The following is a 24,369-nucleotide window of genomic DNA, read 5'->3' as shown; positions in this document are numbered from 1 at the left end:
ATGTAGCACTGCTACGTCTCTAACAATGTGAAATGTATTTAGATCCCCCAATCACCCTTTAAAGCGGGGCTTTTTGTAAGTCTTATTTAGCGCATATTTACAACTTTTGCCGAATTTTTCTGCTCTCGACGTTCTTGCAAAGCTTTATCAATCAATTTCGCAACCAGCCAAGAAACCGAACGCTCGTCTTCTTCTGCCCATTCTTCTAGTTCTTTTTTCCACTCGGGAGGAATATAAGCAACTACTCTATCTAAGTTTGTTTTACCACCCATACCAAGTTAATATCCACTGTTTCTTACTTTTAGGATACAAGCAATAAGCTAGTCCATGCTGTGCTAGCATAGCATAGCATCTCTAAATAGAGTTTGGTTTAAACGAATATAAATATGAACAATCAAAATTTGCTTTCTATAGGTGGGAATAAAGCACAAAACAAGAAAGGACTTGTCTTACTTTCTTCTAGGGAGTTGGATAAAATGCGCGTTGTCGGCAAGCTGGCAGCAAATCTTCTCAATCATCTCGAACCAATGGTGCAACCGGGAGTCACGACGAAAGAATTAGATGATGAAGCGGCTCGTTTCATGAAAGCAAATGGTTCAATTAGCGCCACTATAGGTTATGCTCCTCCCAATCATCCACCTTATCCAGGACACGTTTGTACCAGCGTTAATGAAGTTGTTTGTCACGGAATTCCTAACTCCAAGCAAGTTCTGAAGGAAGGGGATATTATCAATATTGATGTAACTCCAATTTTAGATGGTTATCACGGCGATACTTCTAGAACGTTTTTGGTGGGAGATGTATCGGATAAAGCTAGAAAGCTAGTTGAAGTTACTAGAGAGTCAATGATGCGGGGTATTGCTCAAGTAAAACCTGATGGCAGAATTGGCGACATTGGTGCGGCGATTCAGGAATATGCTGAAGCAAACGGTTACTCAGTAGTGCGGGATATGGTGGGGCATGGTGTTGGGAGAGTGTTTCATACAGAACCCCAAGTACCTCATTATGGTAAACGAAATACCGGAATGAAGTTGCGGAAGGGAATGGTGTTTACCATTGAACCGATGTTGAATGAAGGTACTTATAAACTAAAGTTTCTTAAAGATGGTTGGACTGTAATTACCCAAGATAGAAAACTTTCGGCTCAGTTTGAGCATACCGTAGCCGTGACTGATGATGGTGTGGAAATTTTGACTCTTGCTGATTGAGGATGTACTACATTTTGGTCTCTCTCCATGAACGCGGAGCGTTTTCTCGTCTCTCTTTTAGTAGGAGAGAGGCTTTAATTTTTACTCCCCTTCTTTGGTAGCGGCTGGGGTTCTAATTGGAGGTGGAAATTTGCGGAATATTCGCTCGTGAATCCTTGATTTTGGGGATTGAAAATCCTATTAAAAGTAAAATTTTCATTTTTGTAGATTAGGGAATAATTCTTCGCTTATTGTTTGTAATTCTTGATTACCAGGATTAGATTCGCACGCAGCTTTAACTAATTCCTCTAACTTGCCTTGCGAGTCAGCCCATTGAATTAATTTAAACACAACTTCTTTCGTACTTTCTCCCTTAGATATTGAATCTAGATTTTCGTCTAATTCATCGCTAACCATTATCTCTAATTCAATCTTGTTTGGATAAGCACCAATAATGGCATTTCTCAATTCTTTTAATTTTTGACCGCGCGTTTTAGGCGATTGCTGTTTTACTGCTATATCTTGGGCATTAGATTCCCAATGTTCCCGTTGAGAAAACAAGTTGACATCTTCAATCAATTTGTGGATATCTACTCGTACAAAGTGATTTTTTCTACATTCAATTTGATATACACGAGCGTTTAAACGTTCACGCAATTCTTCTAAAGGATAAGTCTGAGGATCTTCACTTCCTGCACACTTTTCACAATTACAGGGAACCAAAGTTTGATATTGCAAACCCTCAAAGGACTTATTAATTTTTTCTAATTCACGGTTAACGACTGCGAGTAATAGTTTTTTCTGGTTTCCGGATACCCTGACTTTTATTTCCCATTGATTGTAATTTTCAATCACTTCAGCACGAGTTTCATTTTCCTTGAGAACAACACCGCTTCTCCAAACAAGTTGTTGTTGTTCAACAAGTTGTTGTTGTTCAATTAAATCGTGTGTTTCTACAATAAAGCGTGTGATAATACCCTTGGGCATGAATTCATATTTGTAGCGCAATATGAGATTATTAGATTTATCCCAGTTGTATCCGGGTTGGTCGATTTGGAGTAATTGCGGAGCAATGTAATTACCGGGACGATTGGGGATTTCGTAGCAGAGTTTGAACCGTATCATTAATTGCAGCAGTTCATCTTGCATATTGCTATATTTGCTATCATTCCAAATATCAGCGAGTTCTTCTTGACTAAAACGACCCAGACTTTTCCTGACAGTTTCATTATCTAATACTTTGTAAACCGCAGTTGTCGCCCATTCGGGTTTGAGAATTACATAATGTTTAAGTGTAGAATCATCTTGGAAGTGTAAAAAAACGCCGAGGTCGTGTAAAAAACGACTCAGATATAGCATATCTTCACGTTTTGTTAAATTATGTTTTTTACAAAGTTGATGATATTCTTCTCGGCTAATGTAATTGCGGGAATCTTCTTCTATAGCTGAACGGATTTCTACCCAGATTTTTGGTAACTCCGTACCAATATGGGGAAGCTTGCTGATATTATATGTTATACTTTTTCTGATTTCTTCTAAACCACGATTTGTTACTAAATTAGTTGCTAAAATTTCTTTTAAATTACTAAATTCTGCCCGTAACTGACTTTCGTTGACTTCACACTGACGTTCTTGTTTTTCGTTTTTTACAATCAAAAGTGGGCTTTTGTCACTTAAGAGTTCGGCAACTTTCATCCACTAGTAAAAGTTAGTATTTTCTCTCCGAGAATCAGCAACTAAAGCATAAAGGGAACGTTTGGTAAGGAAAAACTGGTGAGTTTGATGGTAAATTTCTTGTCCGCCAAAATCCCAAATATTCACGCGAAATTCTTTGCCGTTTTCAAGCGGAAACTTCCATTGGATTACATCAATTCCTTGAGTTGATTCCTCATTAGGGTTAAGTTTGTAGTTTTCATCTTCGATTTTCTTCGCTAGAGAAGTTTTACCTGCTCCCCCTTCCCCAATAATCAAGAATTTTGCTTCGTAGAGATTGTCGATTGTTTGTTCTAACTGTTGTTTATAAAAGTTTAAAATTGCTTTAGAATTTTGATATTGGATTTCTGGTGGAAGGGATTTTAGGGGATTACCATCAAGCAACAAGTTTTTTAGGGATGAATTTAAACGTCCAATTTCGGTCGGTAAACTATTCAGTTGATTGTTGTCGAGGTAGAGGGTTTGTAAATTGGTTAGTTGTCCTATTCCAGGAGGTAAACTACTCAGTTGATTGTTGTCGAGGTAGAGGGATTGTAAATTGGTGAGTTGTCCTATTTCTGCTGGTAAACTACTCAGTTGATTGTTGTCGAGGTAGAGGGATTGTAAATTGGTGAGTTGTCCTATTTCTGCTGGTAAACTACTCAGTTGATTGTTGAAGAGGTAGAGGGATTGTAAATTGGTGAGTTGTCCTATTTCTGCTGGTAAACTACTCAGTTTATTATTGAAGAGGTAGAGGGATTGTAAATTGGTGAGTTGTCCTATTTCTGCTGGTAAACTACTCAGTTGATTGTTGTCGAGGTAGAGGGTTTGTAAATTGGTGAGTTGTCCTATTTCTGCTGGTAAACTACTCAGTTTATTATTGAAGAGGTAGAGGGTTTGTAAATTGGTGAGTTGTCCTATTTCTGCTGGTAAACTACTCAGTTTATTATTGAAGAGGTAGAGGGTTTGTAAATTGGTGAGTTGTCCTATTTCTGCTGGTAAACTACTCAGTTTATTATTGAAGAGGTAGAGGGTTTGTAAATTGGTGAGTTGTCCTATTTCTGCTGGTAAACTACTCAGTTTATTATTGAAGAGGTAGAGGGATTGTAAATTGGTGAGTTGTCCTATTTCTGCTTGTAAAATACTCAGTTGATTGCTGCTGAGATAGAGGGATTGTAAATTGGTGAGTTGGAATATGTTTGCTGGTAAACTACTCAGTAGAGTGTTGTCGAGGTAGAAGGATTGTAAATTGGTGAGTTGTCCTATTTCTGCTGGTAAACTACTCAGTAGAGTGTTGTCGAGGTAGAAGGATTGTAAATTGGTGAGTTGTCCTATTTCTGCTGGTAAACTACTCAGTAGAGTGTTGTAGAGGTAGAAGGATTGTAAATTGGTGAGTTGTCCTATTTCTGCTGGTAAACTACTCAGTTTATTATTGAAGAGGTAAAGGGATTGTAAATTGGTTAGTTGTCCTATTTCTGCTGGTAAACTACTCAGTTGATTGTTGTCGAGGTAGAGGGTTTGTAAATTGGTTAGTTGTCCTATTTCTGCTGGTAAACTACTCAGTTTATTATTGAAGAGGTAGAGGGATTGTAAATTGGTTAGTTGTCCTATTTCTGCTGGTAAGCTACTCAGTTGATTGTTGTCGAGGTAGAGGGATTGTAAATTGGTTAGTTGTCCTATTCCAGGAGGTAAAGCGGTTAATTTATTCGCAGAAAGGTCTAATTCCGTAACCTCCTCTAGTGATTGTGGTGCAATATATTCACCATAACCATTACTACCTCCCTGCTCCAAAATTTTCTTTAAGGGACTTGCAGAAAATAAATTATCCTTTAAGATTGCCCAAGTTGGTGTTTCTTCAGCAGGATTAATAAAAATTACAGGTAACCAACTAGCACCGGGAAAATCATCTTCTAATCCTTGTAACCTGAGTCGTGCTTCCTGTACTGACATATATAAAGACTTTTCTTCAAATGCAAACCCCTGGAAAAAATAATTCAAAAATTCTTCCGCAACTCGAACCGGTACGGGTTCGCGCATGACAATAGTCGTGGGCATATTTAATTTATCCAAACTATTAGCTAACCCCAAACCCTCGCAAGAATTAAATATTGCTAGTTTTAAACCCTTCTCAATTGCTGCTTTTAACGCTTCTGCTAATTGTTCAATCGTTAAACTATTATTTGTGGGATTTTCATTAATATAAATTCTTCCAGTTCCCTCCATAGTTTGACTGTGCCCAGCAAAAAAGAGCATATCCCAACCTTGAGAATCCCAAAGTGTATCGTTAAATTCTTGCCGCGAAGGCTTGACAAGAAACTCAACTTTTGAGTCTGGTAAATTTTGTAAACACCTTGTTTCTTGTTCTAAATCAATATCTTGAGAATTACCTAAAATTGCCAGAATTCTGACTTTATTTCGAGGAATTTCTGATAACTGCAATCCAAGAGTACGTTTATATTCAGTCCTCGAAAAAGAAATTTCCGACCGTGGATAATCTTGAAAAAAATTACAACAATGCCAAGGTATTTTTTGTATAATAGTATCTTGAGTTACAATAATTACCCGTATTTCATCAGCACGGTTAAGTAAAGCTTCTAGCTGTGTGCTAGCATTCATAATTTCTGGTGATTCCAGCCAAATGTTAATATATCGCTGTAACAGCTGACATAAATCCTCAAAATCAACTCCAGAGACATTAGTGATATCATTTTCATCAATTTCTAGTTCATCATCATCATCCAAATTTCTAATCGATGAACGTGCTAGACGGGAGCAAAAATTATGGTACATTAATCGCCATTCTCGATATAACTCTACCAAATTCGGCGCTGGTGGTAAACTACCTATAAACTGTTGCGGACGAGGATTATTTAACGACCGTAACCAAGCAGTTACAACAGGAAATCCCTCGTATAAATTACCATATCCCAGATTGATGACAAGTGTATGAATCATTATTGATGCAACAAAGTTTCTTAAGGAAACTGTTCTCTTTATTTGTATTTTATTCCGCCTGGGGGTTGCAAACTAGGCTGTTAACTTTGATGTAATTTTACCGTTTTTGACATCCTTAGTGCTGGATTGCAACGACGAACCATGACCACAAAATTAACTATATGTCATTGTGCTTTTAAATCAGTTTACGGTTAACGGTATCGGTTTAACTACTTTATTAATCTGCTCGAAATAATAAGTATGAAATTGTAGTAATTTCTAGAATGCTTGAACAGTAAGGAAGCAGGCGATGAATATATTTATTGTCACGGTGGGTTCTCGTGGCGATGTTCAACCTTATGTGGCATTGGGTAAAGGTTTAAAAGAAGCCGGACATGATGTCACAATTTGTACTTGTTCCAGTTTTGAATCATTGATTACCGAGCATGGTTTACCTTACGGGTATATGAATGATGATTTTATCAAGCTGGTTGATTCAGAAGCTGGTAGGGAAGCGATAGAAAGCGGTGGCAATTTCTTAAGCTTGATAAAAACTATGCTGAAATTGCTCAAAGAATCCAAAGCACTCACCATAGAAATGCTTAAAGATTCGTGGAATGCAGCGCAAGTTGCAAAGCCCGATATCGTAATTTTTCATCCCAAGGCAATGGCAGGTTCGCACATTGCCGAAAAATTGGGTGTTCCGGCGGTAATGGCTGTTCCGGTGCCGCTTATTGTTCCCACTGCTGAATATGTCGCTATTGGATTTCCAAATTTGAAGCTTGGAGGCTGGTACAATAAATTTTCTTATGTGCTTTTGCATAAGGGCTACCGTGTTTATGATGATGTAATCAACGAATTCCGCCAGAATGTACTTGGAATTGATAAAATATCTAAATCCATTAGTCCGATACAAATGGCAGATGGAAAACCAATTCCGGTTTTGTATGGTTACAGCGAACTTGTTTCACAACGTCCAAAAGATTGGACTAATACAACCCACATCACTGGTTATTGGTTTTTAGAGCAAAAAGATGATTGGCAACCTCCAACTGAATTGATAGATTTTCTTGAAGCTGGCGAACAACCCGTTTATATTGGATTTGGCAGCATGGCGGGACGCAATCCGCAACGAATCGCTAATATTGTCGTTGATGCGCTACAAAAAGCAAAAAAACGCGGCATAATTGCTACTGGTTGGGGTGGATTGGATGCGGAGAATCTGCCGGAAACTATATTTAAAGTTGATAAAGTTCCCCATAACTGGCTCTTTCCTCGCGTATCGGCTGTGGTGCATCATGGTGGTGCGGGAACAATAGCGGCCGGATTGCGTGCGGGAAAACCAACGATTGTATGTCCTTTTCTGGTAGATCAATTTTATTGGGGAGAGCGAGTTTATGCTCTTGGTGTGGGTAGTAAACCTATTTCACAGAAAAAATTGACAGTGGATAAACTGGCTGAAGCTATTTTAGAAGTAACAACAGATAGAGTTATTCGACAAAACGCAGAAACTTTAGGTAAAAAGATACGCGAAGAAGACGGGATTAGGAACGCGATCGCCATTATAGAAAATCTGGCGTTACTTAATTAAACTATCTTAGTGGAGCGTGACCGTTAGGTCATATTGTATTTATATACATTTTGTAAAAACACGAAACCTATGTAGAGACGTAACACTGTTACGCCTCCTGCAATGTGAAAGCATAATTTCATATTGCAATCGAGCAACGCCGAAATCTTGTATTGCTAAAAGCTATTAAACGCAACAAAAACCGCTACCTAAAATTGATAATGAATTACATCGGAACCTCACTCCTTCCCCTTATTAAGGGAGAGGGGTTTTTAATATTAAAAAAACCCGTATCTAAAATTTGGATAGGGGGGATTTTTAAATTCATTTCTGTTTGTGCCCAATTTATTACTTTTATCTATTTTGATTCAGCGTAGATTAATTGAAGCAGAGGTTTATTGCTTTGAGCTTCTGCAACAAAAACTACATCCCATCACCGTTCAAGGCTATCAACAAAACACAACTTTTCTATGGGTTCATCAAATTTATCCTTCACGCTTCCATCTCGCTACAGTAGCTTTTTACCTCGTTTCTATCGATTGGCATCTGTAAGTGTTATATCGAATATGATGGTGCCTTTAGCTGGAATAGTTGATACTGCTTTCCTCGGACATTTGGCAGATATTCGACATTTGGCAGGGGTGATTCTAGCGAGCATTTTGTTTGATTACCTCTATCGGATTCTCAAGTTTTTTAGAAACGGTACTAATGCTATTACTGCTCAAGCTGTTGGACAAAGTGATGAGAAAGGTGTTTTATTAGCTCTATTGCGGAGTGGTTTGGTTGCTTTAGGTATAGCGATTATTATCCTAATTCTGCAATACCCCATTCAAAAACTTGGTTTTGCCGTGCTGTCTGGCTCTCCTGACGTTGAAGTTTTTGGAATTGATTATTTCAATGCTCGCATTTGGGCTGCACCTGCGGTTTTACTTAATTTTGTGCTGATTGGTTGGTTTTTGGGAAAGGAAATGAGTGTTTTGGTGTTGCTGATTTCTTTTGTAGGCAATGCTTCTAATATTGTTTTGGACTATGTAATGATTAGTCGATGGGGTTGGGCAAGTACGGGAGCGGGATTGGCTACCTGTTTGAGTCAATATTTAGCGCTGTTAGTGGGCTTGGTTGGGGTTGGTTTAAGTTTGCGAACTAATTTATTACCCGCTGTTTTCAAAGATATATTTAATTGGCAAGCTTTGAAAGCGAGTGTGGTACTCAAAAGCAATATTCTTATTCGCTATTTAGCTATGATTACCGCTTATTCTATTTTTACTAATCTCAGTGCGGCGATGGGAAACGAGGTGATTGCAGAAAACGGATTGCTGCTGCAAATTGTATTATTAAGTCAGTTTACGGTTAACGGTATTGGTTTAACTACTCAATCTTTGATAGGTAATTTTAAAGGTAAAAAACAAACCGAGCAGATGATACCGCTGTTGCAGGTATCAATATTCACCGGGGTGTTAATTGCATCTATATTTGCTTCGGTATCAATTCTATTTCCACAAACGGTTTTTGGTATTTTGACTAGTCATAGCGACATCAGCGAATCAGTTCTAACTTATCGAGACTGGTTGTTACCATTGTTAACTTGTGGTGCGATCGCCTTTATGTTTGAAGGCTATACTGTTGGCTTAAAAGAAGCTGCAAAGCTACGTAATTCTGCTTTAATTGCTTTAGGATTGGGATTTGCTCCTGTAGCTGGTATAGCTTGGTATTTGCAAAACAATCATTTACTGTGGTTATCCCTAACATCTTATATGGCAACATTAATGGTAGCTCTGGGAGTACAGATTCCCCGAATGCAGAGCAAGCAGTGAGTCGCAAGTAGAAAGTAAAAAGTAGCGAAATAATTGTTTTTCTTCTTGCCTCCCCCCTCTCCCCCTCTCCTTCTTCCCCTCTCTCCCGACAAACACCATTTGCTACACTCAGAAAGTTGTCAAAAAATGTTTCAAAATGGTACAGACGACTTTCGAGCAACCCCAGCAATCAAAAAGCAATTGGTGGAACAATTTAATTGCTATAATCGCCGTTATTAACTTTTTATTAATACTATTTAACCTTAGCTATATTCCTTTGAGGGATATTTATTTAAAACATATTCCCGCTGTTACTATTTATGATTCGGTTAAAAGTATAGAACCGCATCCGGTTACTCAAAGTTATTTGAATACAGTTGATTTGTTAGAAACCCATCTTCAGCAAAATCGTTTACAAGCGAATTCAACTGCTTCAATATTTGCTAGTTTACGACAGCAAAGTATAGATATACTTACAGAAAATCCCTTTTTGTCGGCAAATAAATCCAATACATTTGCAACCTTGAACCGGCGAATGGAATATCAGATGGATACTTTGTCGGCGAGAAAATCTTTCACTGAGTTTTGGAGTCAAGATTATTTTAAAGAAGTTGGTTCTCAGGAAGCATTATCTTTCTTTGATAGTAAAATTAGACCGCTATTAGAACTTAATTATTATCGTGTTGTTGATGAAAACGGCTTGTTTGTTGATAAATTTGGGTTGATTGATAGCGTATTCGTGGCATTTTTCACTCTTGAACTTTTAGCTAAAACTTTTTGGATTTCTCGACGACAATCAAATATCAGTTGGTGGGATGCAATTCTGAGAAACTGGTATGATGGGATATTTTTACTTCCTAAATGGCAATGGTTGCGAGTCATTCCCGTTACAGTAAAGCTGCATAGATCGAGTTTCATTAATACCGAACGTATATTAGAACAAGTTACTTACGAACCAGTCGCTTATTTAGCTAATCGCGTATCCATGTTTTTAATGGTGCGTTTAATTAATCAAACTCAAGAAGCAGTCGAATCTGGAGATGCAGTCAGTTCTTTACTTCAACCAAAAAACTACGTAAAAGTTGGTGAAGTTGATAATTTTGATGCAATTACCGATCGCATACTAGAATTAGTTATCTACAGGGTTTTACCAGAAGTGCAGCCAGATGTGGAAGTGTTTTTGCAACACAGCCTTAAAGGTGCCTTAAAGGAATCGGATTTTTATCAAGTATTGCAAAATGTACCGGGAATAAGCATGATTCCCGCAGAATTAAGCGAAAATTTAGCTGATTACATCGCTGAAGCTACTTATGAAATTTTAGCTTCTTCCTATGCCGATACTCAAGGACGCTTACTATTTGAGAATTTAAGCCAGAATTTTCGAGTCACTTTACGCAAACAGCTTCAAGATAAGCGGCTTCAGCAAGAATTGCAACCATTGATTTCTGACTTATTAGAAGAATTAAAGCTTAATTACGTTCAACGTGCCAAAGAAAAAAATCCCGAAGCAACACTTGATGAAGCGATGAAAATCAGCGAGCAGTAACATGACAGTGAACAGCGAGCAGTTATGAGTATTCCACCACAGAAATTATAAGAGGTAAAGAAAATTTGTTCGTAGTTGCGCTTTAGCGCCTCCGGATGCCGGAATATGAGGCGCTAAAGCGCAACTACAAACCTATCAAAATTAATGTAGTTGTAGGTTAGGTTGCACGGAGTAAAACCCAACATGGATGTTGGGTTGCGCTTAGCTTAACCCAACTTACGAACTGGGAACCAGATTGATTCATAGAAAAACCTTACATAAAAGGCAATTCAGCCATTTCTTTACAAAAATGTGATTTTACTAATTAACTTCTCAGGTAAATCTCATTTACTTATCAATACTTTCTCAGATTAATAAGGCAAATTAAAAACAATTCAACTTCCGACAAAGATTATTTAATTCCAAAGGGGTGCATGATGTTTCTTTTTCTCCCAACACAACAGTACTTTCACAGTTTTAATTCATTACGGGATTTTAAATCACATGATACCCAATAAAATTACTATAAGCCAGCAACGACATGACAATTTTTCTGACACTTGCCATTGTTGTCTTGGCATTGATTTTATTTGTTGCTGAATGGGTTCCTTCAGATATAGTCGCTATTATTATTACGCTACTTTTAACAATTCTGGGTTTAGTTACTCCTGAAGAAAGTATAAGTGGTTTCAGCAATTCTGCTACTATCACCGTGATGGCAATGTTTATTCTCAGTGCTGGTATTTCCCGTACTGGAGCTATCCAAATCGTTAGCGAACTATTACTTAAGTTGGGTGGAAAACGCCCGGTTCAGCAAATTTTTACACTGGGGTTGATTGTAGGTCCAACAACAGCATTTATAAATAATACTGCCGTTGTTGCCGTGTTTTTACCTATTGTGGAAGAATGGTGTAGAAGACAAAAAATTTCAGTTTCTAAATTATTAATACCACTATCATATGCTGCTATTTTGGGCGGAATGATTACGGTAATCGGTACTTCTACAAATGTCTTAGCAAGCGGTTTATCCGAACAGTTAGGATACGGAACATTTAGCTTATTCCAATTTACCAAGTTAGGGTTAGTCACTTTTTCTATCGGTTTAATTTATCTCTCTTTAATAGCGCCCAAGCTATTGCCAAATCGTAGAAAACACACCGATGATATTCTTACTCAAGACTACGGTTTAAAGGATTATATTAGTGAAATATTGATTCCACCAGGTTCTACTTTAGTCGGAAAAACTTTAGATTCTACTGGTTTACAGCATAAGTTTGATGTAGATGTATTAGAAATTATTGCTAACAATACTCACTTCCATCAACCTTTAGAAGATAAAAAACTACAAGCTTGCTCAGTACTTTTAGTTAGGAGTAGCCGAGAGGACTTAATCAAAATTAAAGATGAAGAAGGTGTGGAAATTCTACCGGAATTCATCAAAAACAAAAAGTCTTTACAAGCACAACTGAGCCAGGAAGATGAAGGGATTGCAGAGGTTCTCATTCCTTCTAATTCTAACCTTATCGGTTCAACAGTTAAAGAAGTACGCTTTCGTCAACGCTATAATGTCACGGTTCTAGCAGTCCATCGCGGACAAGAAATTACACGAGAGCGTCTAAGTGAAATCCGATTAAAATTTGGCGATGTGCTTTTAGTGCAAGGTCCCAAACAAAGTCTTATGGGTTTGCAAATTAACCGAGACTTTTTGGTACTAACCCACAGAGAATTAGAAACTCTCAGACGTGAAAAGGCTTCAATTGCGATCGGAATTGGTTTAGGAGTTGTTGCTGTTGCAGCGTTTAATTTATTACCCATTCTGATAAGTTCTCTGGTTGGTGTGGTGTTGATGGTTTTAACCGGCTGTCTCAAACCTAGAGAAATATACAACGCAGTACGTTGGGACATTATTTTTCTACTCGCTGGTTTAATACCCCTCGGTATCGCAATGGAAAAGTCTGGCACAACTCAATGGTTAGCTAATAACTTAATTGCAGTCGGGGGAAATCTTTCTGGTTATTGGATACTGACATTTTTTTTCATCATTACTTCGATATTTACAGAAATGATTTCCAACAATGCATCAGTAGTTTTAATGTTACCAGTTGCAGTTAGTGTAGCCGAGAAACTCAGCTTTAACCCTCTTGCTTTTATGCTTGCAGTTATCTTTGCAGCATCTAACAGTTTCATCACGCCAATTGGATATCAGACAAACACGATGGTTTATGGAGCAGGAGGTTATAAATTTACTGACTTTATCCGAGTCGGTACTCCATTAAATCTCTTGATGACAATAATCGTCCCCCCATTAATCATCTTATTCTACGGACTTTGAAGCAGTGAACAGTGAACAGTGAGCAGTTAGCAAATAGCAGTACACAATTACCCATTACCAATTACCAATTACCCATTACCCATTACCCATTACCAATATTAGGATTAAAATCATGTCACAAATCAAAGCTTTAATTCAACCCCACGGTGGTAAACTCATCAACTGTTACTTGTCCGAACAAGAGAGTAAACAAACTCTATCCAGGGCTTTGAATCTACCTCGTCTGACTCTATCCATCCGTAATATTGCTGACTTAGAATGCATTGCTACGGGTGTTTACAGTCCTTTGGAAGGATTTGTTAACGAGATAGAATATAACTCTATCGTTAAAGATATGCGTTTGACTAGCGGTATTGCTTGGAGTATTCCCGTTACTTTACAGGTTCCTGAATCTATAGCAAAGCAATATCAGCTAGATTCTGAGATTGCTTTAACTCATCCTAATGGTGAAATACTTGCAGTAATGACTGTTACTAGTAAGTTTAAGCCAGACCAAAGTTTTGAAGCCGAACAAGTTTACCGAACTTCTGAAGAAGCACATCCCGGTGTGAAAGCGATGCTTCAAGAAGGGAATGTTTACCTTGGTGGTCCGATTAAACTTATTAATTCCGTTCCTTATCAAGACTTTCTTGATTATCGTTTGACTCCAGAAACTACCAGAACTGAATTTTCCAGACGCGAATGGAATACAGTTGTGGCATTCCAAACAAGAAATCCCATTCACCGCGCCCACGAATACATCACCAAAATCGCTTTAGAACTTGTTGACGGACTTTTCATTAATCCTTTAGTAGGGCAAACAAAGTCAGATGATATTCCTGCCGACGTGCGGATGAAGTGCTATCAAGTACTGATGCAAAAATATTATCCGCAAAATCGCGTATGCTTAGGTGTGTTCCCTGCTGCCATGCGCTACGCCGGACCTCGTGAAGCAATCATGCACGCGATCGCCCGCCAGAACTACGGCTGCACGCACTTTATCGTCGGACGCGACCATGCTGGAGTCGGCGATTATTACGGCACTTACGACGCACAATACATCTTTGATGAATTTACAGAGGACGAGTTACAAATTACTCCCTTAAAATTTGAACACGCATTCTATTGTACTCGCAGCCAATCAATGGCAACTGGTAAAACTAGCCCCAGCAGTAAAGAAGAAAGAATACATCTCTCGGGTACAAAGGTACGAGCAATGCTCAGAGAAGGTAAAACCCCACCACCAGAGTTTTCACGTCCGGAAGTTGCAGAAATTTTAGCTTCTTCCATGAAACTAGCTACAGTTTAATTCCCACAAGCCCATATACACTAATTGCAAACAAAGAGAGGAGAATCATGACACTAGCTAACAATCTTTCCATCATTGAAGACATCACTAAACTAGAAGCCGAGTATTCGCAAAAACGTCCCCAAGACATCCTTGCATTCGCTCTCAAACAGTTTGATAACATTACAATTTCCTTCAGTGGTGCCGAAGATGTAGTTTTGATAGATATGGCATCGAAAATTAAGAGAGATATCAAAGTATTCTCAATTGATACAGGTCGCTTGCATCCCGAAACTTACCAGTTTATTGACAGAATTAGAAAACAATATCGCATCAAGATAGACGTAATTTCTCCCGAAGCAGCAGAAGTTGAAGCATTAGTTAAAGAAAAAGGACTATTCAGCTTTTATCAAGACGGACACAAAGAATGCTGTGCTATCCGCAAAGTCAAGCCATTACGTCGCAAGCTAAAAACAGTCGATGCTTGGATTACCGGACAACGTAAAGACCAAAACCCTGCAACTAGAAATAGCGTTCCCGTTATTCAGGTGGACACAGCTTTCTCTACAGACGAAGGCACATTAGTTAAATTCAATCCCCTAGCAAACTGGACTTCTGCCCAAGTATGGGAATATATCCGCAAAAATGAAGTTCCTTACAACAAATTACATTCTAAAGGTTTTATTAGCATCGGTTGCGAACCTTGCACAAGAGCAGTTTTACCAAATCAGCACGAACGTCTCGGACGTTGGTGGTGGGAAGAAGCTGCTGATAAAGAATGTGGTTTCCACGAAATTAATTTAAATCAAAACAACGGTTAATTACAAAATTTCGTAGGGTGTGTTATCGCGGAGCGTAACGCACCAATAGATTTACAGTGCGTTAAAACCACACCGAATAAAATATAGTTACAAAAAAGAAAACCATGAATATCAAACTAGTTCAAAAAATTAAATTAGACGGTAATTCTTGCCGCAAATCCGCAAAAGTTTTAAACGAACTTAAAGAATTAAATTTATTAGATAAAATAGACGAAATAATTGCAGCAGATGAGCGGCAGCAATCTGATAGTAAAGGATTTGATTTAGCAAAAAAATATAACGTGTCTTCTGCACCTTTTTTCATTGTCGAAAAGGAAGGTACAACTAAAATTTATACTGCTTATTATCGCTTCATGAAAGATGTTTTTAATATTATAGTTTCCGAAGAAGACGAAATTTCGGAAATGATGGCTCAAAATCCAGAGTTAGATTACATTTAACGCCTCCGGCACCCCTCTCCTTGTTAAGGAGAGGGGAGGGGGTGAGGTTCATCTTCTACAAATTTACTTCACTGTATTGAAACTGTTAATCTTCATTAATTGAATTTATAAAAATGGAAAGCCCACCTCAAAAAATAAAGCCAGAAATCGCAAAATATTTACCATTTAACGCCATAATTCCAGGACTATTACTAACCGCTGGAGTTGCTATTTTAGCAGAGTATTTAAAAAAGATTCCCTCACTTTCACTATTTAGTTCGTTAATCATCGCGATAATTTTAGGAATAATACTAAAAAATACAGTTGGAGTTTCTCAAATCTTCAAACCAGGAATTACCTTTTCCTTAAAACGCATTCTCCGACTATCAATTATTCTCTTAGGATTGCGATTAAGTTTACCTCAAATACTAGCAGTTGGTCCCGCTGGACTAGTAATTGTCTTTGTAACTTTAACCAGTACTTTTATATTTACCTGTTGGTTTGGCAGACAAATTGGAGTTAATCAAAAACTGACAAAATTAATTGCTGCTGGTACTTCTATCTGTGGAGCTTCTGCAATCGTTGCTACTAACGGTGTTGTCGAGGGCAAAGACGAAGACGTTGCTTATGCTGTGGCAATAGTTACCATTTTTGGAACTCTCTCCATGTTGCTTTATCCCTTCCTATCTACTTTTTTACAGGTAAATTCGCAAGAGTTTGGCATTTGGTGCGGTGTTTCCATTCACGAAACAGCCCAGGTAATTGCAGCAGCATTTCAAGGTGGAGATGTTAGCGGTGAATTCGGTACGATTGCCAAACTATCAAGAGTAATCTTTTTGGCTCCGGTTGTATTAACTTTAGGATTTGTATCATCTGGTTCTAGTAATTCGTCGCCAGAAACTAAGTCTAAAAAGTTACCTATCCCTTGGTTTGTATTTGGATTTATTGCTCTAATGTTACTGAATAGTGGTAATGTTTTTCCTGAAGGATTAAAAAAATCAGTCACCGAAATTAACCATTTCTTACTAACTATTTCAATGGCGGGTATGGGTTTGAAAACTAGCATTCTTGAAATTAAACAAAATGGAATCAAACCTCTCTATTTAGGTGCTGTTTCCTGGGTGTTCATTTCTGTGTTGAGTTTTAGTCTTATCAAGGCTTTTTATTAATTGAGAATTGGGCATTGGGCATTGAGAATTGGGCATTGGGCATTGGGCATTGGGAATTTAGTTGATAATAAGTAAAATAATTCTATATTTCCCGATCTAATTTTTATTTTTGAATTTTAACTTCTGTAATTTTTGGAGAATTAACAATGAAGAAAGCATTATTGACTATTGCTGCATTAGGCTTATTTGTTCTTCCTGCTTATGCGACTCAAGGAATTAGAGAAAACTCGAAACAAGAGATAGCTAGAGGTAGAAAAAATGGAATTAATAGAGTTAGAAGAGATGGTATTATTAGAGTTAAAAGCAATTACAGCGTAGAAGAAACGGTTAAACGCTTTGAATCTATTGCGAAAGAGCAAGGTTTAAATATTTTTGGTACAGTTAATCACCAAGCGGGAGCGGAATCTGTTGGTTTAGAATTGCGCCCTACACAAGTAATTCTATTTGGTAATCCTCGAGCAGGTACGCCGTTAATGCAGTGCAATCAAACTGCGGGAATTGATTTACCTCAAAAAGCACTTATTTGGCAAGACGAAGACGGACAAGTTTGGCTTGGTTACAACAATCCCAATTATCTATCTCGCCGCCATAAATTAAGAGGTTGTGCTGACGAGCCATTGGCAAGAATTAGCAATGCTTTGAAAATGTTGGCTGAAAAAGCAACTCAGTGAGCAGTTACCGCCTCTCGTTACAAGGCTCTGCCTTGTAATGCATATCGGGAGGCTCTGCCTCCCAAGAGGGTTCCCAGCCAGAGACTGGGAACCAGAAATACAATGAATTAATTATTAACAACTAACAACTAACTCCAAAAGGTAATTATGCAACTATCAAAACAAGATTTACAAGAATCCACGGACAAGGTTTACGATACTATTGTTATCGGTGGCGGTGTTGGTGGCTTATCTGCTGGAATTTATTTACAAAGATATCTTTTAAATACTTTAATCGTAGACAAAGGTAAAGCTCGCTCTTTCTGGATGCAGGAACTTCATAATTATCTTGGTTTACCACCAGATACTCAAGGTCGTACTTTATTAAAACATGGGAAAGACCATTATTTATCTTTGGGAGGAGATTTACTTAATGCCTATGTTGAAGATATAACTGATAAAGGAGATTTTTTTGAGGTTAAAGTTAAAGTAGGTCGGCAAAACAGCACTTATGCGGTATTTCGCGCCAGATATATAATTGCAGCTAGCGGTATCATTGATAACTTGCCTTTTGTAGACGATATCCAAAATGTTTACGAATATGCAGGATATAATTTACACGTCTGCTTGATTTGCGATGGCTATGAAATGGCAGACAAAAGAGTTGGCGTATTTGGTAGAAACGAGCGTAGTTTGCAGGTAGCTTTTAGTCTTGGCTGGTTTACACCATATATCACTCTTTTTACTCAAGATATGTTTGAAGTTAGTTCCCAATTTCGCGATAGATTATGGGAGCATGAATATAAGCTAGTTGAAAAACCAATCAAGCAATTTATCGGCGAAAACCATCAAATGACTGGGGTGCAAATGATGGATGGTTCCGTAATAGAATTGGATGCTGGATTAGTTTCAATGGGTTCGGTATTCCATTCTAGCTACCTTTCTGGATTGAACTTGCAAACTCAAGGTGAGAATTTGGTGACAGATAAAATGTGTCGCACATCTCACCCCCGAGTTTTCGCAATTGGGGATTTGAAAACGGGATTAAATCAAGTAATAGTGGCTGCTTCCGATGGCGCGATCGCAGCGACGGGAATTTGGGGAGAAATTCGGCGCGAAAGAGGTGTTAAGCGGCGCTCGGATGTTGATGCTGCTGCTTTAGTTTAATTTTAGTTTAAAAAGTAGACTCTACTGTCTACAAATAAATGAAGATTCGTAGGTTGGGTGAAGCGTTAGCGGAGCGTGTCAAGCACATAGCGTAACCCAACACGGATGTTGGGCTTCACTCCGTTCAACCCAACCTACCTTCTGATGCAAGATTTGAAGTAAAATTTGCAAGCCGCTAATTTAAATCTTTGTTCATAAAAGCGGTTAAGGTTTCGCGAGCATATTCAACCCCGATAGAAGTATCTTCAATACTCGCCATCAAAATTGAACCCCCAAGCAAAAGCAAGTATTGTTGAGAAAACACCTCCGGTTTGGGAATATCAGCTTCAAGAGCGAGTTTGAAAATATAAGTCCGAACCGATTGTCTTGCCATTACGGCAATTTGGTTTACGGGATGGGATATATCGGCGATTTCTAAAGCTGATTTAATAAAAGGGCAACCGCGAAAATCGGGGCTTTCAAACCATTCTCGCCAAACATCGAAGCTGATTAATATTTTCTCTTTAGGATCGCTCGCTCTTTGATTAAGGGCTTCTTCAAACCATCCAAGCCAACGCTTTGATTGAAAGCGCATCACTTGCACAATTAGCTCATCTTTAGATGAGAAATATCGATAAAACGTCCGTCTGGCAACATCTGAATTTACAATTACCTCATTGATACTAACTTGATTAAAACCCTTGTAGTAAAACAAGTTTGCTGCGGCAATCAAAATTTTTTCCCGTAGCTGATGCTTCCTAAATAAATCGCTTGATTTTAAACGATTCTGTTGGCGCTGCTCGTTAGTTTCGCCGCTCATAAATCAATAATTATGTAGTAAAAGTAGACTCATACGTCTACTTGCTAGTATCTTTAAATGCAGGTCTTTATATCGTTTAGCTAGGTTTTTCTAGATAAATCTGTATATTTAACCTTTGATTATAGCTTGCATTTTACACCAGTCTACTAAATTGATAATTGGGGGCTAGACTATGGCAAACGAAAAACGGCTTGAAATCGGATTATTTGTCATGCGTTTGAGTATATCCATCTCTTTTTTAGCTTTGATAACCCAGAAACTTTTCATAGCTCAGCCAAAACAAGGAATTTTTCAAGGTTTCTATTCATTAGACATACCAGCTTTTATCTGTTATCCACTAATATTTATTACAACAGCTTTAATAGTATCCTTTCTCAGCGGTTTGTATAAAACATTTTCCTATGGTGGTGTATTGAGTATGCAGCTAGTTTTGTTAGCTCCTACATATAAAGAGTTATTCAAATTTAGCGAACCCACTGATATTTTATTGTGGTCAAGTATACCATTGGTAGGAGCTTCAATTAGCTTATTTTTATTGCGAGATGATGATAATTTGTTTGCTTTGAATAAGACAAGAAGTAGTAAAAATCAAGCATTAAATAATTGTTATTGGCATCATAAACAAAGAACTTTAGAGATTTTGTCATCTCTTAGTCATCGCACGGGTACCTTTAACGTATATCTAAAAGAAATTGCTAATGGTGTTGGTGAGTTAATTGATGTTGATTCTTCTGTTATCACTATTTGTCAAGAAGGTTTTGCTCAAGTATTAGCTAGTAACGTGGATATGGGTAATGAAAATAGTCATCAATCTTTACATGGACAATTAACTGGAACTGTTTTCAATTCTGGTAAATGTTTAGTTGTCGAGGATACAGATAAATCTACTGAACATGGTACAGCACCAGCCGGATGCCGTGCATATTTAGGAATACCTTTACGCACTTCTCAAGGCAAAGTTATCGGTACAATTTGTTGTTTTCACGGTAAACCGCGTCAATTTTCACCTCAAGAAATAGAAATTGCAGAATTGTTCGCCGAGCGAGCAGCTACAGCAATCGATAACCATCACCTTTATCAACAACAAAAACAGTTTAATCAAACTTTAGAAACAGAAGTCACGAATAAAACAGAAGAGTTACGAACAGCACAAGCAAAACTAGTGGAAAGAGAACGTTTAGCCGCCATTGGTGAATTTGCAGCTTCTATAGTGCATGAAATTCGCAATCCTTTTTGTACGATTAAATTAGTTTTAGAATACTTTAATAAAGTTGATTTATCTGACAAGGTTAAAAAGCGTTTAAGTTTGGCGCAAGATGAAGCAAACCGTTTAGAACAGTTATTAGAAGAAATATTGCTTTATGCCAAACCGCATATTTTAGATATTTCTCAAATTGATATTAATAAATGTATTAATAAAGTGTTAGAGATTCAGCGAAATATTCCGGCAATAATTAATAAAAGTATTGATTTTTATCCAGCAAACACCGAACCCAAAATACAGGGAGATGAAAATAAAATTAAGCAAGTATTAATTAATATTGTTCAGAATGCTTGTGAAGCAGTACATTCTGGAGAAGAAGTTAAGTTACGGGTAGATAGCGATTTAAATAATAAAGAAGTTTGCATCCAAGTTCGTAATGGTGGGGAACCCATACCGCCAGATATTTTGCCATTGCTAACTCAGCCATTCTTTTCGACCAAATCTTCCGGAACAGGATTAGGATTAGCAATTACAAAAAGGATTGTCGAAGCACACAACGGAACATTTTTTATTGAATCGAATTCGGAAGAAGGAACTTCAGTCACGGTGAAATTACCGATGGCAATTGGGTAATTGGTAATTGGTAATGCAATACTACTCCGTTAAGCAATTAAACTGGTTTTCAGATCCCCCAACCCCCTTAAAAAGGGGGCTTTTATTCCCTCCTTTTTAAGGAGGGTTAGGGAGGATCTCCCCCTTAACCGAGCAGTATTGATTGATAATATCTAAAATCTACAATTGAAATGAGTGAAAACATTATTCTGGTTGAAGATGAAGTCAAATTAGCTCAATTTTTAGAAATGGAGTTGAGTAGCGAAGGTTATAACGTTAGCGTCGCTCATGACGGAATGACAGGATTGATTTTAGCGCGAGAATCAACTCCTGATTTAGCAATTTTAGATTGGATGCTTCCCGGTTTAAGTGGGGTGGAGCTTTGTCGTCGTCTGCGAACAACAGGAAGTAAAATTCCAATAATTTTACTAACTGCTAAGGATGAAGTAACTGCACGGGTTGAAGGTTTGGATGCTGGGGCTGATGATTATGTAATCAAACCTTTTAGTATAGAAGAACTTTTAGCTAGAATTCGCGCTCATTTACGTCGTTGTACTGAGGAAGATAATCGTCATTTATTACAATTTGAAGATTTGAGCTTAAATCGTCAAACTCGTCAGGTTTTTCGCGGTGATAGAGCAATAGAGTTGACGGTAAAAGAGTTTGATTTGCTCGAATATTTGATGGGAAATCCCCGTCAAGTGTTTACAAGAGACCAAATTTTAGAAAAGGTTTGGGGTTATGATTTTGTTGGCGATTCTAATGTTATTGAAGTGTATGTCCGTTATGTACGTCTCAAACTTGAAGAAAACAACGAAAAACGTTTGGTTCATACAGTGCGCGGTGTCGGCTATGTTTTGCGCGAAGAATGAAATTGGTAATTGGTAATGGGTAATGGGTAATTGGTAATTGGTAATTGGTAATTGGGATATTTTTAGGAATAGTTGTAAATAAAATATTCTTTTCGGCTTTGCTGAATCCCAGTATGAATTTATTTTTTCCTTCACAGTTATGCCCCCTAAATCCCTCAATTCTGGGGGAATTTTAATTATCTTGTTCCCCCCATAATTGGGGGTAAGGGGGCTATTCATACTTTTAATCAGCAACGCCTTCTTTTCCATGTATTTCGCATCCATCTTTTGGTTTATTTAAATAAAATCAGTGGGAGGAAGTGTTTTTCTGTGTAACTACTTAAGATCAATTCTGGCTCTTGTTTTTCATATTTACTCCCTTTCGCAGAAGATTACCCATTAAAAAACCGCAGAGAGCGCACAGAGCGCGGAGGTAAGAAATTAACAGAGATAAGTAACTATAGAGCGCGAAGGGAATAATTACCGATTACCGATTACCAATTACCAATTACCAATTATTATGGGTTATCAACCAATCGAAGACTACGGGATTATCGGCAACATGCATACCACCGCTTTGGTGGGGAAGAATGGCTCAATCGATTGGTTTTGCTACCCCAGACATGATTCACCAAGCGTTTTTGCTGCTATTATCGATGAACATAAGGGTGGTTATTTCAAAATTTTCCCTACACTTTGTAAAAATACTTATAAACAATTTTACTGGCCTGAAACTAATATTTTAATAACTCGCTTTCTTGCTGATTGTGGTGTTGGGGAAGTAATTGATTTTATGCCTGTGGGATTATCCCAGAATGATAAAGGCTATCACTGGCTGGTAAGAAAAGTTAGTTGCGTGCGGAGTAGTATGAAGTTTCGCATGGAATGTAAACCTGCTTTTAATTACGCTCGCGATAAACATGAAACGCAATTGACTGAAGGTGGGGTAATTTTCAAATCAGATGATTTAAATTTGGGATTGGTAACAGATATTCCCCTCAAACAAGATGAAAAAGGAGTGTTTGCCGAATTCAGTTTGAAAGAAGGAGAATCGGCAGTATTCATATTACGAGAAGTTGAATGCGAGCAAGGTTGTGGTTTGCCGTTAAATACGGAAGAAACTACGCACATATTTGAACACACTATAGATTATTGGCGACGCTGGATTTCTAAATGTACCTATAAAGGTAGATGGCGAGAAATGGTAGAGCGTTCGGCTTTAATGTTGAAACTGCTTACCTACGAGCCTACCGGAGCAATTATAGCTGCCCCTACTTGCGGTTTACCTGAAGGTATTGGTGGCGAACGTAATTGGGATTATCGCTATAGCTGGATTCGCGATTCTGCTTTTACTCTTTATGCTTTGATGCGGATTGGATTTACCGAAGAAGCAGGTAATTTTATTGATTGGATTATATCGCTTTGTCCGTCCCATTTAGAAAATGATTCGCAATTGCAGATAGTTTACGGTATTGACGGCAGAAAAAACCTTGAAGAAGAAATTTTAGACCATTTAGAAGGATATAAGGGTTCTTCTCCAGTTCGTATTGGTAACGGTGCTTACAATCAAACCCAGCTTGATATTTATGGGGAATTGATGGATTCGGTGTATCTTTTCAATAAATATGGTACGCCGATATCCTACGATACTTGGGTGAATTTACATAAATATGTCGAATGGGTTTGCGATAATTGGAAACTAGAAGACAGCGGTATTTGGGAAACTAGAGACGGCAAACAAGACTTTGTTTACTCAAAGTTAATGTGTTGGGTAGCCGTTGATAGAGGTTTGCGTTTAGCTCAAAAACGTTCCTTCCCCGCTAATCGAGAAAAATGGCTCAAAGTTCGTAATGAGATATACCTCGATATCATTGAAAACGGATGGAACGAGGAAAAGCAAACCTTTGTACAGTACTACGGCAGCACAACTTTAGATGCCAGTAATCTAATTATGCCTTTGGTATTCTTTATGTCTCCTAATGACCCTAGAATGCTCAAAACACTCGATGCAATAATGAAGTCTCCCCACGAAGGTGGACTGTTATCCAACAGTTTGGTATATCGTTACAACACCCAAGATTACAGCGACGGATTAGAAGGTGAAGAAGGAAGTTTTAATTTATGTACCTTTTGGTTAGTAGAAGCCTTAACCCGTGCCGGAAGAGGAAGAGATTCCGAAAAGTTGAATAAAGCAAGACTCATATTTGAAGAAATGTTAAGCTACGCTAATCATTTGGGATTATATGCAGAAGAAACAGGTACCAGCGGAGAAGCGCTAGGAAACTTTCCCCAAGCCTTTACGCATTTAGCATTAATTAGTGCCGCTTGTAATTTGGATCGATCAATTTGAGAATGGGCATGGGGCATTGGGCATTGG

At 38.0% G+C, this 24,369-nt stretch carries 18 protein-coding genes; 14 read left to right on the top strand and 4 right to left on the bottom strand.

From position 1 onward, the window contains the following. Positions 1 to 86: 86 nt before the first annotated feature. Entirely contained in the window at positions 87 to 272 is a 186-nt protein-coding gene (locus tag RIV7116_RS24615; RefSeq protein ID WP_015121036.1) for a hypothetical protein, read from the bottom strand. Positions 273 to 386: 114 nt separating this feature from the next. Between RIV7116_RS24615 and map the strand changes: the two genes are divergently transcribed. Continuing rightward, on the top strand, positions 387 to 1,208 hold the full coding sequence (gene map, locus RIV7116_RS24610; RefSeq protein ID WP_015121035.1) for a type I methionyl aminopeptidase: 822 nt from the start codon (positions 387 to 389) through the stop codon (positions 1,206 to 1,208). A gap of 195 nt (positions 1,209 to 1,403) precedes the next feature. On the opposite strand, the gene RIV7116_RS37140 is transcribed toward map, so the two are convergent. Beyond that, the gene (locus RIV7116_RS37140; protein WP_232435720.1) at positions 1,404 to 2,843 is read right to left on the bottom strand and encodes a COR domain-containing protein; all 1,440 of its coding nucleotides are present in this window, start codon (positions 2,841 to 2,843) and stop codon (positions 1,404 to 1,406) included. A gap of 42 nt (positions 2,844 to 2,885) precedes the next feature. Beyond that, entirely contained in the window at positions 2,886 to 5,834 is a 2,949-nt protein-coding gene (locus tag RIV7116_RS37135; RefSeq protein ID WP_015121033.1) for a leucine-rich repeat domain-containing protein, read from the bottom strand. Between the two features lie 289 nt (positions 5,835 to 6,123). Here RIV7116_RS37135 and RIV7116_RS24600 point away from each other — a divergent pair, with 289 nt between their 5' ends. From RIV7116_RS24600 to RIV7116_RS24555, 10 genes are all read left to right on the top strand, one after another. Beyond that, positions 6,124 to 7,404 (top strand): glycosyltransferase, encoded by a 1,281-nt coding sequence (locus RIV7116_RS24600; protein ID WP_015121032.1) that lies wholly within the window; start codon positions 6,124 to 6,126, stop codon positions 7,402 to 7,404. 449 nt (positions 7,405 to 7,853) lie between these two features. Beyond that, a complete protein-coding gene (gntT, locus tag RIV7116_RS24595) occupies positions 7,854 to 9,197 on the top strand; it encodes a guanitoxin biosynthesis MATE family efflux transporter GntT (RefSeq protein WP_015121031.1) in 1,344 nt (447 codons plus the stop codon). Positions 9,198 to 9,333: 136 nt separating this feature from the next. Beyond that, positions 9,334 to 10,722 carry a hypothetical protein gene (locus tag RIV7116_RS24590; RefSeq protein WP_015121030.1) on the top strand — a complete coding sequence of 463 codons (1,389 nt, stop codon included), beginning with the start codon at positions 9,334 to 9,336 and terminating at the stop codon, positions 10,720 to 10,722. Between the two features lie 520 nt (positions 10,723 to 11,242). Beyond that, positions 11,243 to 13,033, top strand: coding sequence for an SLC13 family permease (locus RIV7116_RS24585; RefSeq protein WP_015121029.1), 1,791 nt, complete (start codon positions 11,243 to 11,245; stop codon positions 13,031 to 13,033). Positions 13,034 to 13,145: 112 nt separating this feature from the next. Continuing rightward, complete coding sequence (sat, locus tag RIV7116_RS24580; RefSeq protein WP_015121028.1) at positions 13,146 to 14,321, top strand: sulfate adenylyltransferase; 1,176 nt, start codon at positions 13,146 to 13,148, stop codon at positions 14,319 to 14,321. A gap of 47 nt (positions 14,322 to 14,368) precedes the next feature. Further along, a complete protein-coding gene (locus RIV7116_RS24575; RefSeq protein ID WP_015121027.1) occupies positions 14,369 to 15,121 on the top strand; it encodes a phosphoadenylyl-sulfate reductase in 753 nt (250 codons plus the stop codon). 104 nt (positions 15,122 to 15,225) lie between these two features. Continuing rightward, on the top strand, positions 15,226 to 15,561 hold the full coding sequence (locus RIV7116_RS24570) for a hypothetical protein (RefSeq protein WP_015121026.1): 336 nt from the start codon (positions 15,226 to 15,228) through the stop codon (positions 15,559 to 15,561). A 113-nt stretch (positions 15,562 to 15,674) separates the two neighbouring features. Continuing rightward, positions 15,675 to 16,709, top strand: a complete 1,035-nt coding sequence (locus RIV7116_RS24565; RefSeq protein WP_015121025.1) for a YeiH family protein — start codon at positions 15,675 to 15,677, stop codon at positions 16,707 to 16,709. A gap of 146 nt (positions 16,710 to 16,855) precedes the next feature. Next, positions 16,856 to 17,380 (top strand): DUF302 domain-containing protein, encoded by a 525-nt coding sequence (locus RIV7116_RS24560; RefSeq protein WP_015121024.1) that lies wholly within the window; start codon positions 16,856 to 16,858, stop codon positions 17,378 to 17,380. Between the two features lie 147 nt (positions 17,381 to 17,527). After that, positions 17,528 to 18,526 (top strand): NAD(P)/FAD-dependent oxidoreductase, encoded by a 999-nt coding sequence (locus RIV7116_RS24555; protein ID WP_015121023.1) that lies wholly within the window; start codon positions 17,528 to 17,530, stop codon positions 18,524 to 18,526. Between the two features lie 175 nt (positions 18,527 to 18,701). On the opposite strand, the gene RIV7116_RS24550 is transcribed toward RIV7116_RS24555, so the two are convergent. Beyond that, positions 18,702 to 19,325, bottom strand: a complete 624-nt coding sequence (locus RIV7116_RS24550; RefSeq protein ID WP_015121022.1) for a TetR/AcrR family transcriptional regulator — start codon at positions 19,323 to 19,325, stop codon at positions 18,702 to 18,704. Between the two features lie 172 nt (positions 19,326 to 19,497). On the opposite strand from RIV7116_RS24550, the gene RIV7116_RS24545 reads away from it, so the two are divergent. From RIV7116_RS24545 to RIV7116_RS24535, 3 genes are all read left to right on the top strand, one after another. After that, positions 19,498 to 21,162, top strand: coding sequence for an ATP-binding protein (locus RIV7116_RS24545; RefSeq protein ID WP_015121021.1), 1,665 nt, complete (start codon positions 19,498 to 19,500; stop codon positions 21,160 to 21,162). Between the two features lie 170 nt (positions 21,163 to 21,332). Beyond that, positions 21,333 to 22,013 (top strand): response regulator transcription factor, encoded by a 681-nt coding sequence (locus RIV7116_RS24540; protein ID WP_015121020.1) that lies wholly within the window; start codon positions 21,333 to 21,335, stop codon positions 22,011 to 22,013. 499 nt (positions 22,014 to 22,512) lie between these two features. Next, a complete protein-coding gene (locus RIV7116_RS24535; protein WP_015121019.1) occupies positions 22,513 to 24,342 on the top strand; it encodes a glycoside hydrolase family 15 protein in 1,830 nt (609 codons plus the stop codon). Positions 24,343 to 24,369: the final 27 nt, after the last annotated feature.

It is taken from the genome of Rivularia sp. PCC 7116 (genome assembly GCF_000316665.1).
GTDB lineage: Bacteria > Cyanobacteriota > Cyanobacteriia > Cyanobacteriales > Nostocaceae > Rivularia.
The sequence above is the reverse complement of the archived record's forward strand: the minus strand, read 5'-3'. Positions and strand labels throughout refer to the sequence as shown.

What these genes read in the sequence shown, in the direction of transcription:
- map (WP_015121035.1), top strand. Translation starts at nt 387, where the DNA reads ATGAACAATCAAAATTTGCTTTCTATAGGTGGGAATAAAGCACAAAAC.
- RIV7116_RS24585 (WP_015121029.1), top strand. Translation starts at nt 11,243, where the DNA reads ATGACAATTTTTCTGACACTTGCCATTGTTGTCTTGGCATTGATTTTA.
- sat (WP_015121028.1), top strand. Translation starts at nt 13,146, where the DNA reads ATGTCACAAATCAAAGCTTTAATTCAACCCCACGGTGGTAAACTCATC.
- RIV7116_RS24600 (WP_015121032.1), top strand. Translation starts at nt 6,124, where the DNA reads ATGAATATATTTATTGTCACGGTGGGTTCTCGTGGCGATGTTCAACCT.
- RIV7116_RS24565 (WP_015121025.1), top strand. Translation starts at nt 15,675, where the DNA reads ATGGAAAGCCCACCTCAAAAAATAAAGCCAGAAATCGCAAAATATTTA.
- RIV7116_RS24575 (WP_015121027.1), top strand. Translation starts at nt 14,369, where the DNA reads ATGACACTAGCTAACAATCTTTCCATCATTGAAGACATCACTAAACTA.
- gntT (WP_015121031.1), top strand. Translation starts at nt 7,854, where the DNA reads ATGGGTTCATCAAATTTATCCTTCACGCTTCCATCTCGCTACAGTAGC.
- RIV7116_RS24590 (WP_015121030.1), top strand. Translation starts at nt 9,334, where the DNA reads ATGGTACAGACGACTTTCGAGCAACCCCAGCAATCAAAAAGCAATTGG.
- RIV7116_RS37135 (WP_015121033.1), bottom strand. Translation starts at nt 5,834, where the DNA reads ATGATTCATACACTTGTCATCAATCTGGGATATGGTAATTTATACGAG.
- RIV7116_RS24540 (WP_015121020.1), top strand. Translation starts at nt 21,333, where the DNA reads ATGAGTGAAAACATTATTCTGGTTGAAGATGAAGTCAAATTAGCTCAA.
- RIV7116_RS24560 (WP_015121024.1), top strand. Translation starts at nt 16,856, where the DNA reads ATGAAGAAAGCATTATTGACTATTGCTGCATTAGGCTTATTTGTTCTT.
- RIV7116_RS24535 (WP_015121019.1), top strand. Translation starts at nt 22,513, where the DNA reads ATGGGTTATCAACCAATCGAAGACTACGGGATTATCGGCAACATGCAT.
- RIV7116_RS24570 (WP_015121026.1), top strand. Translation starts at nt 15,226, where the DNA reads ATGAATATCAAACTAGTTCAAAAAATTAAATTAGACGGTAATTCTTGC.
- RIV7116_RS24615 (WP_015121036.1), bottom strand. Translation starts at nt 272, where the DNA reads ATGGGTGGTAAAACAAACTTAGATAGAGTAGTTGCTTATATTCCTCCC.
- RIV7116_RS24545 (WP_015121021.1), top strand. Translation starts at nt 19,498, where the DNA reads ATGGCAAACGAAAAACGGCTTGAAATCGGATTATTTGTCATGCGTTTG.
- RIV7116_RS24550 (WP_015121022.1), bottom strand. Translation starts at nt 19,325, where the DNA reads ATGAGCGGCGAAACTAACGAGCAGCGCCAACAGAATCGTTTAAAATCA.
- RIV7116_RS24555 (WP_015121023.1), top strand. Translation starts at nt 17,528, where the DNA reads ATGCAACTATCAAAACAAGATTTACAAGAATCCACGGACAAGGTTTAC.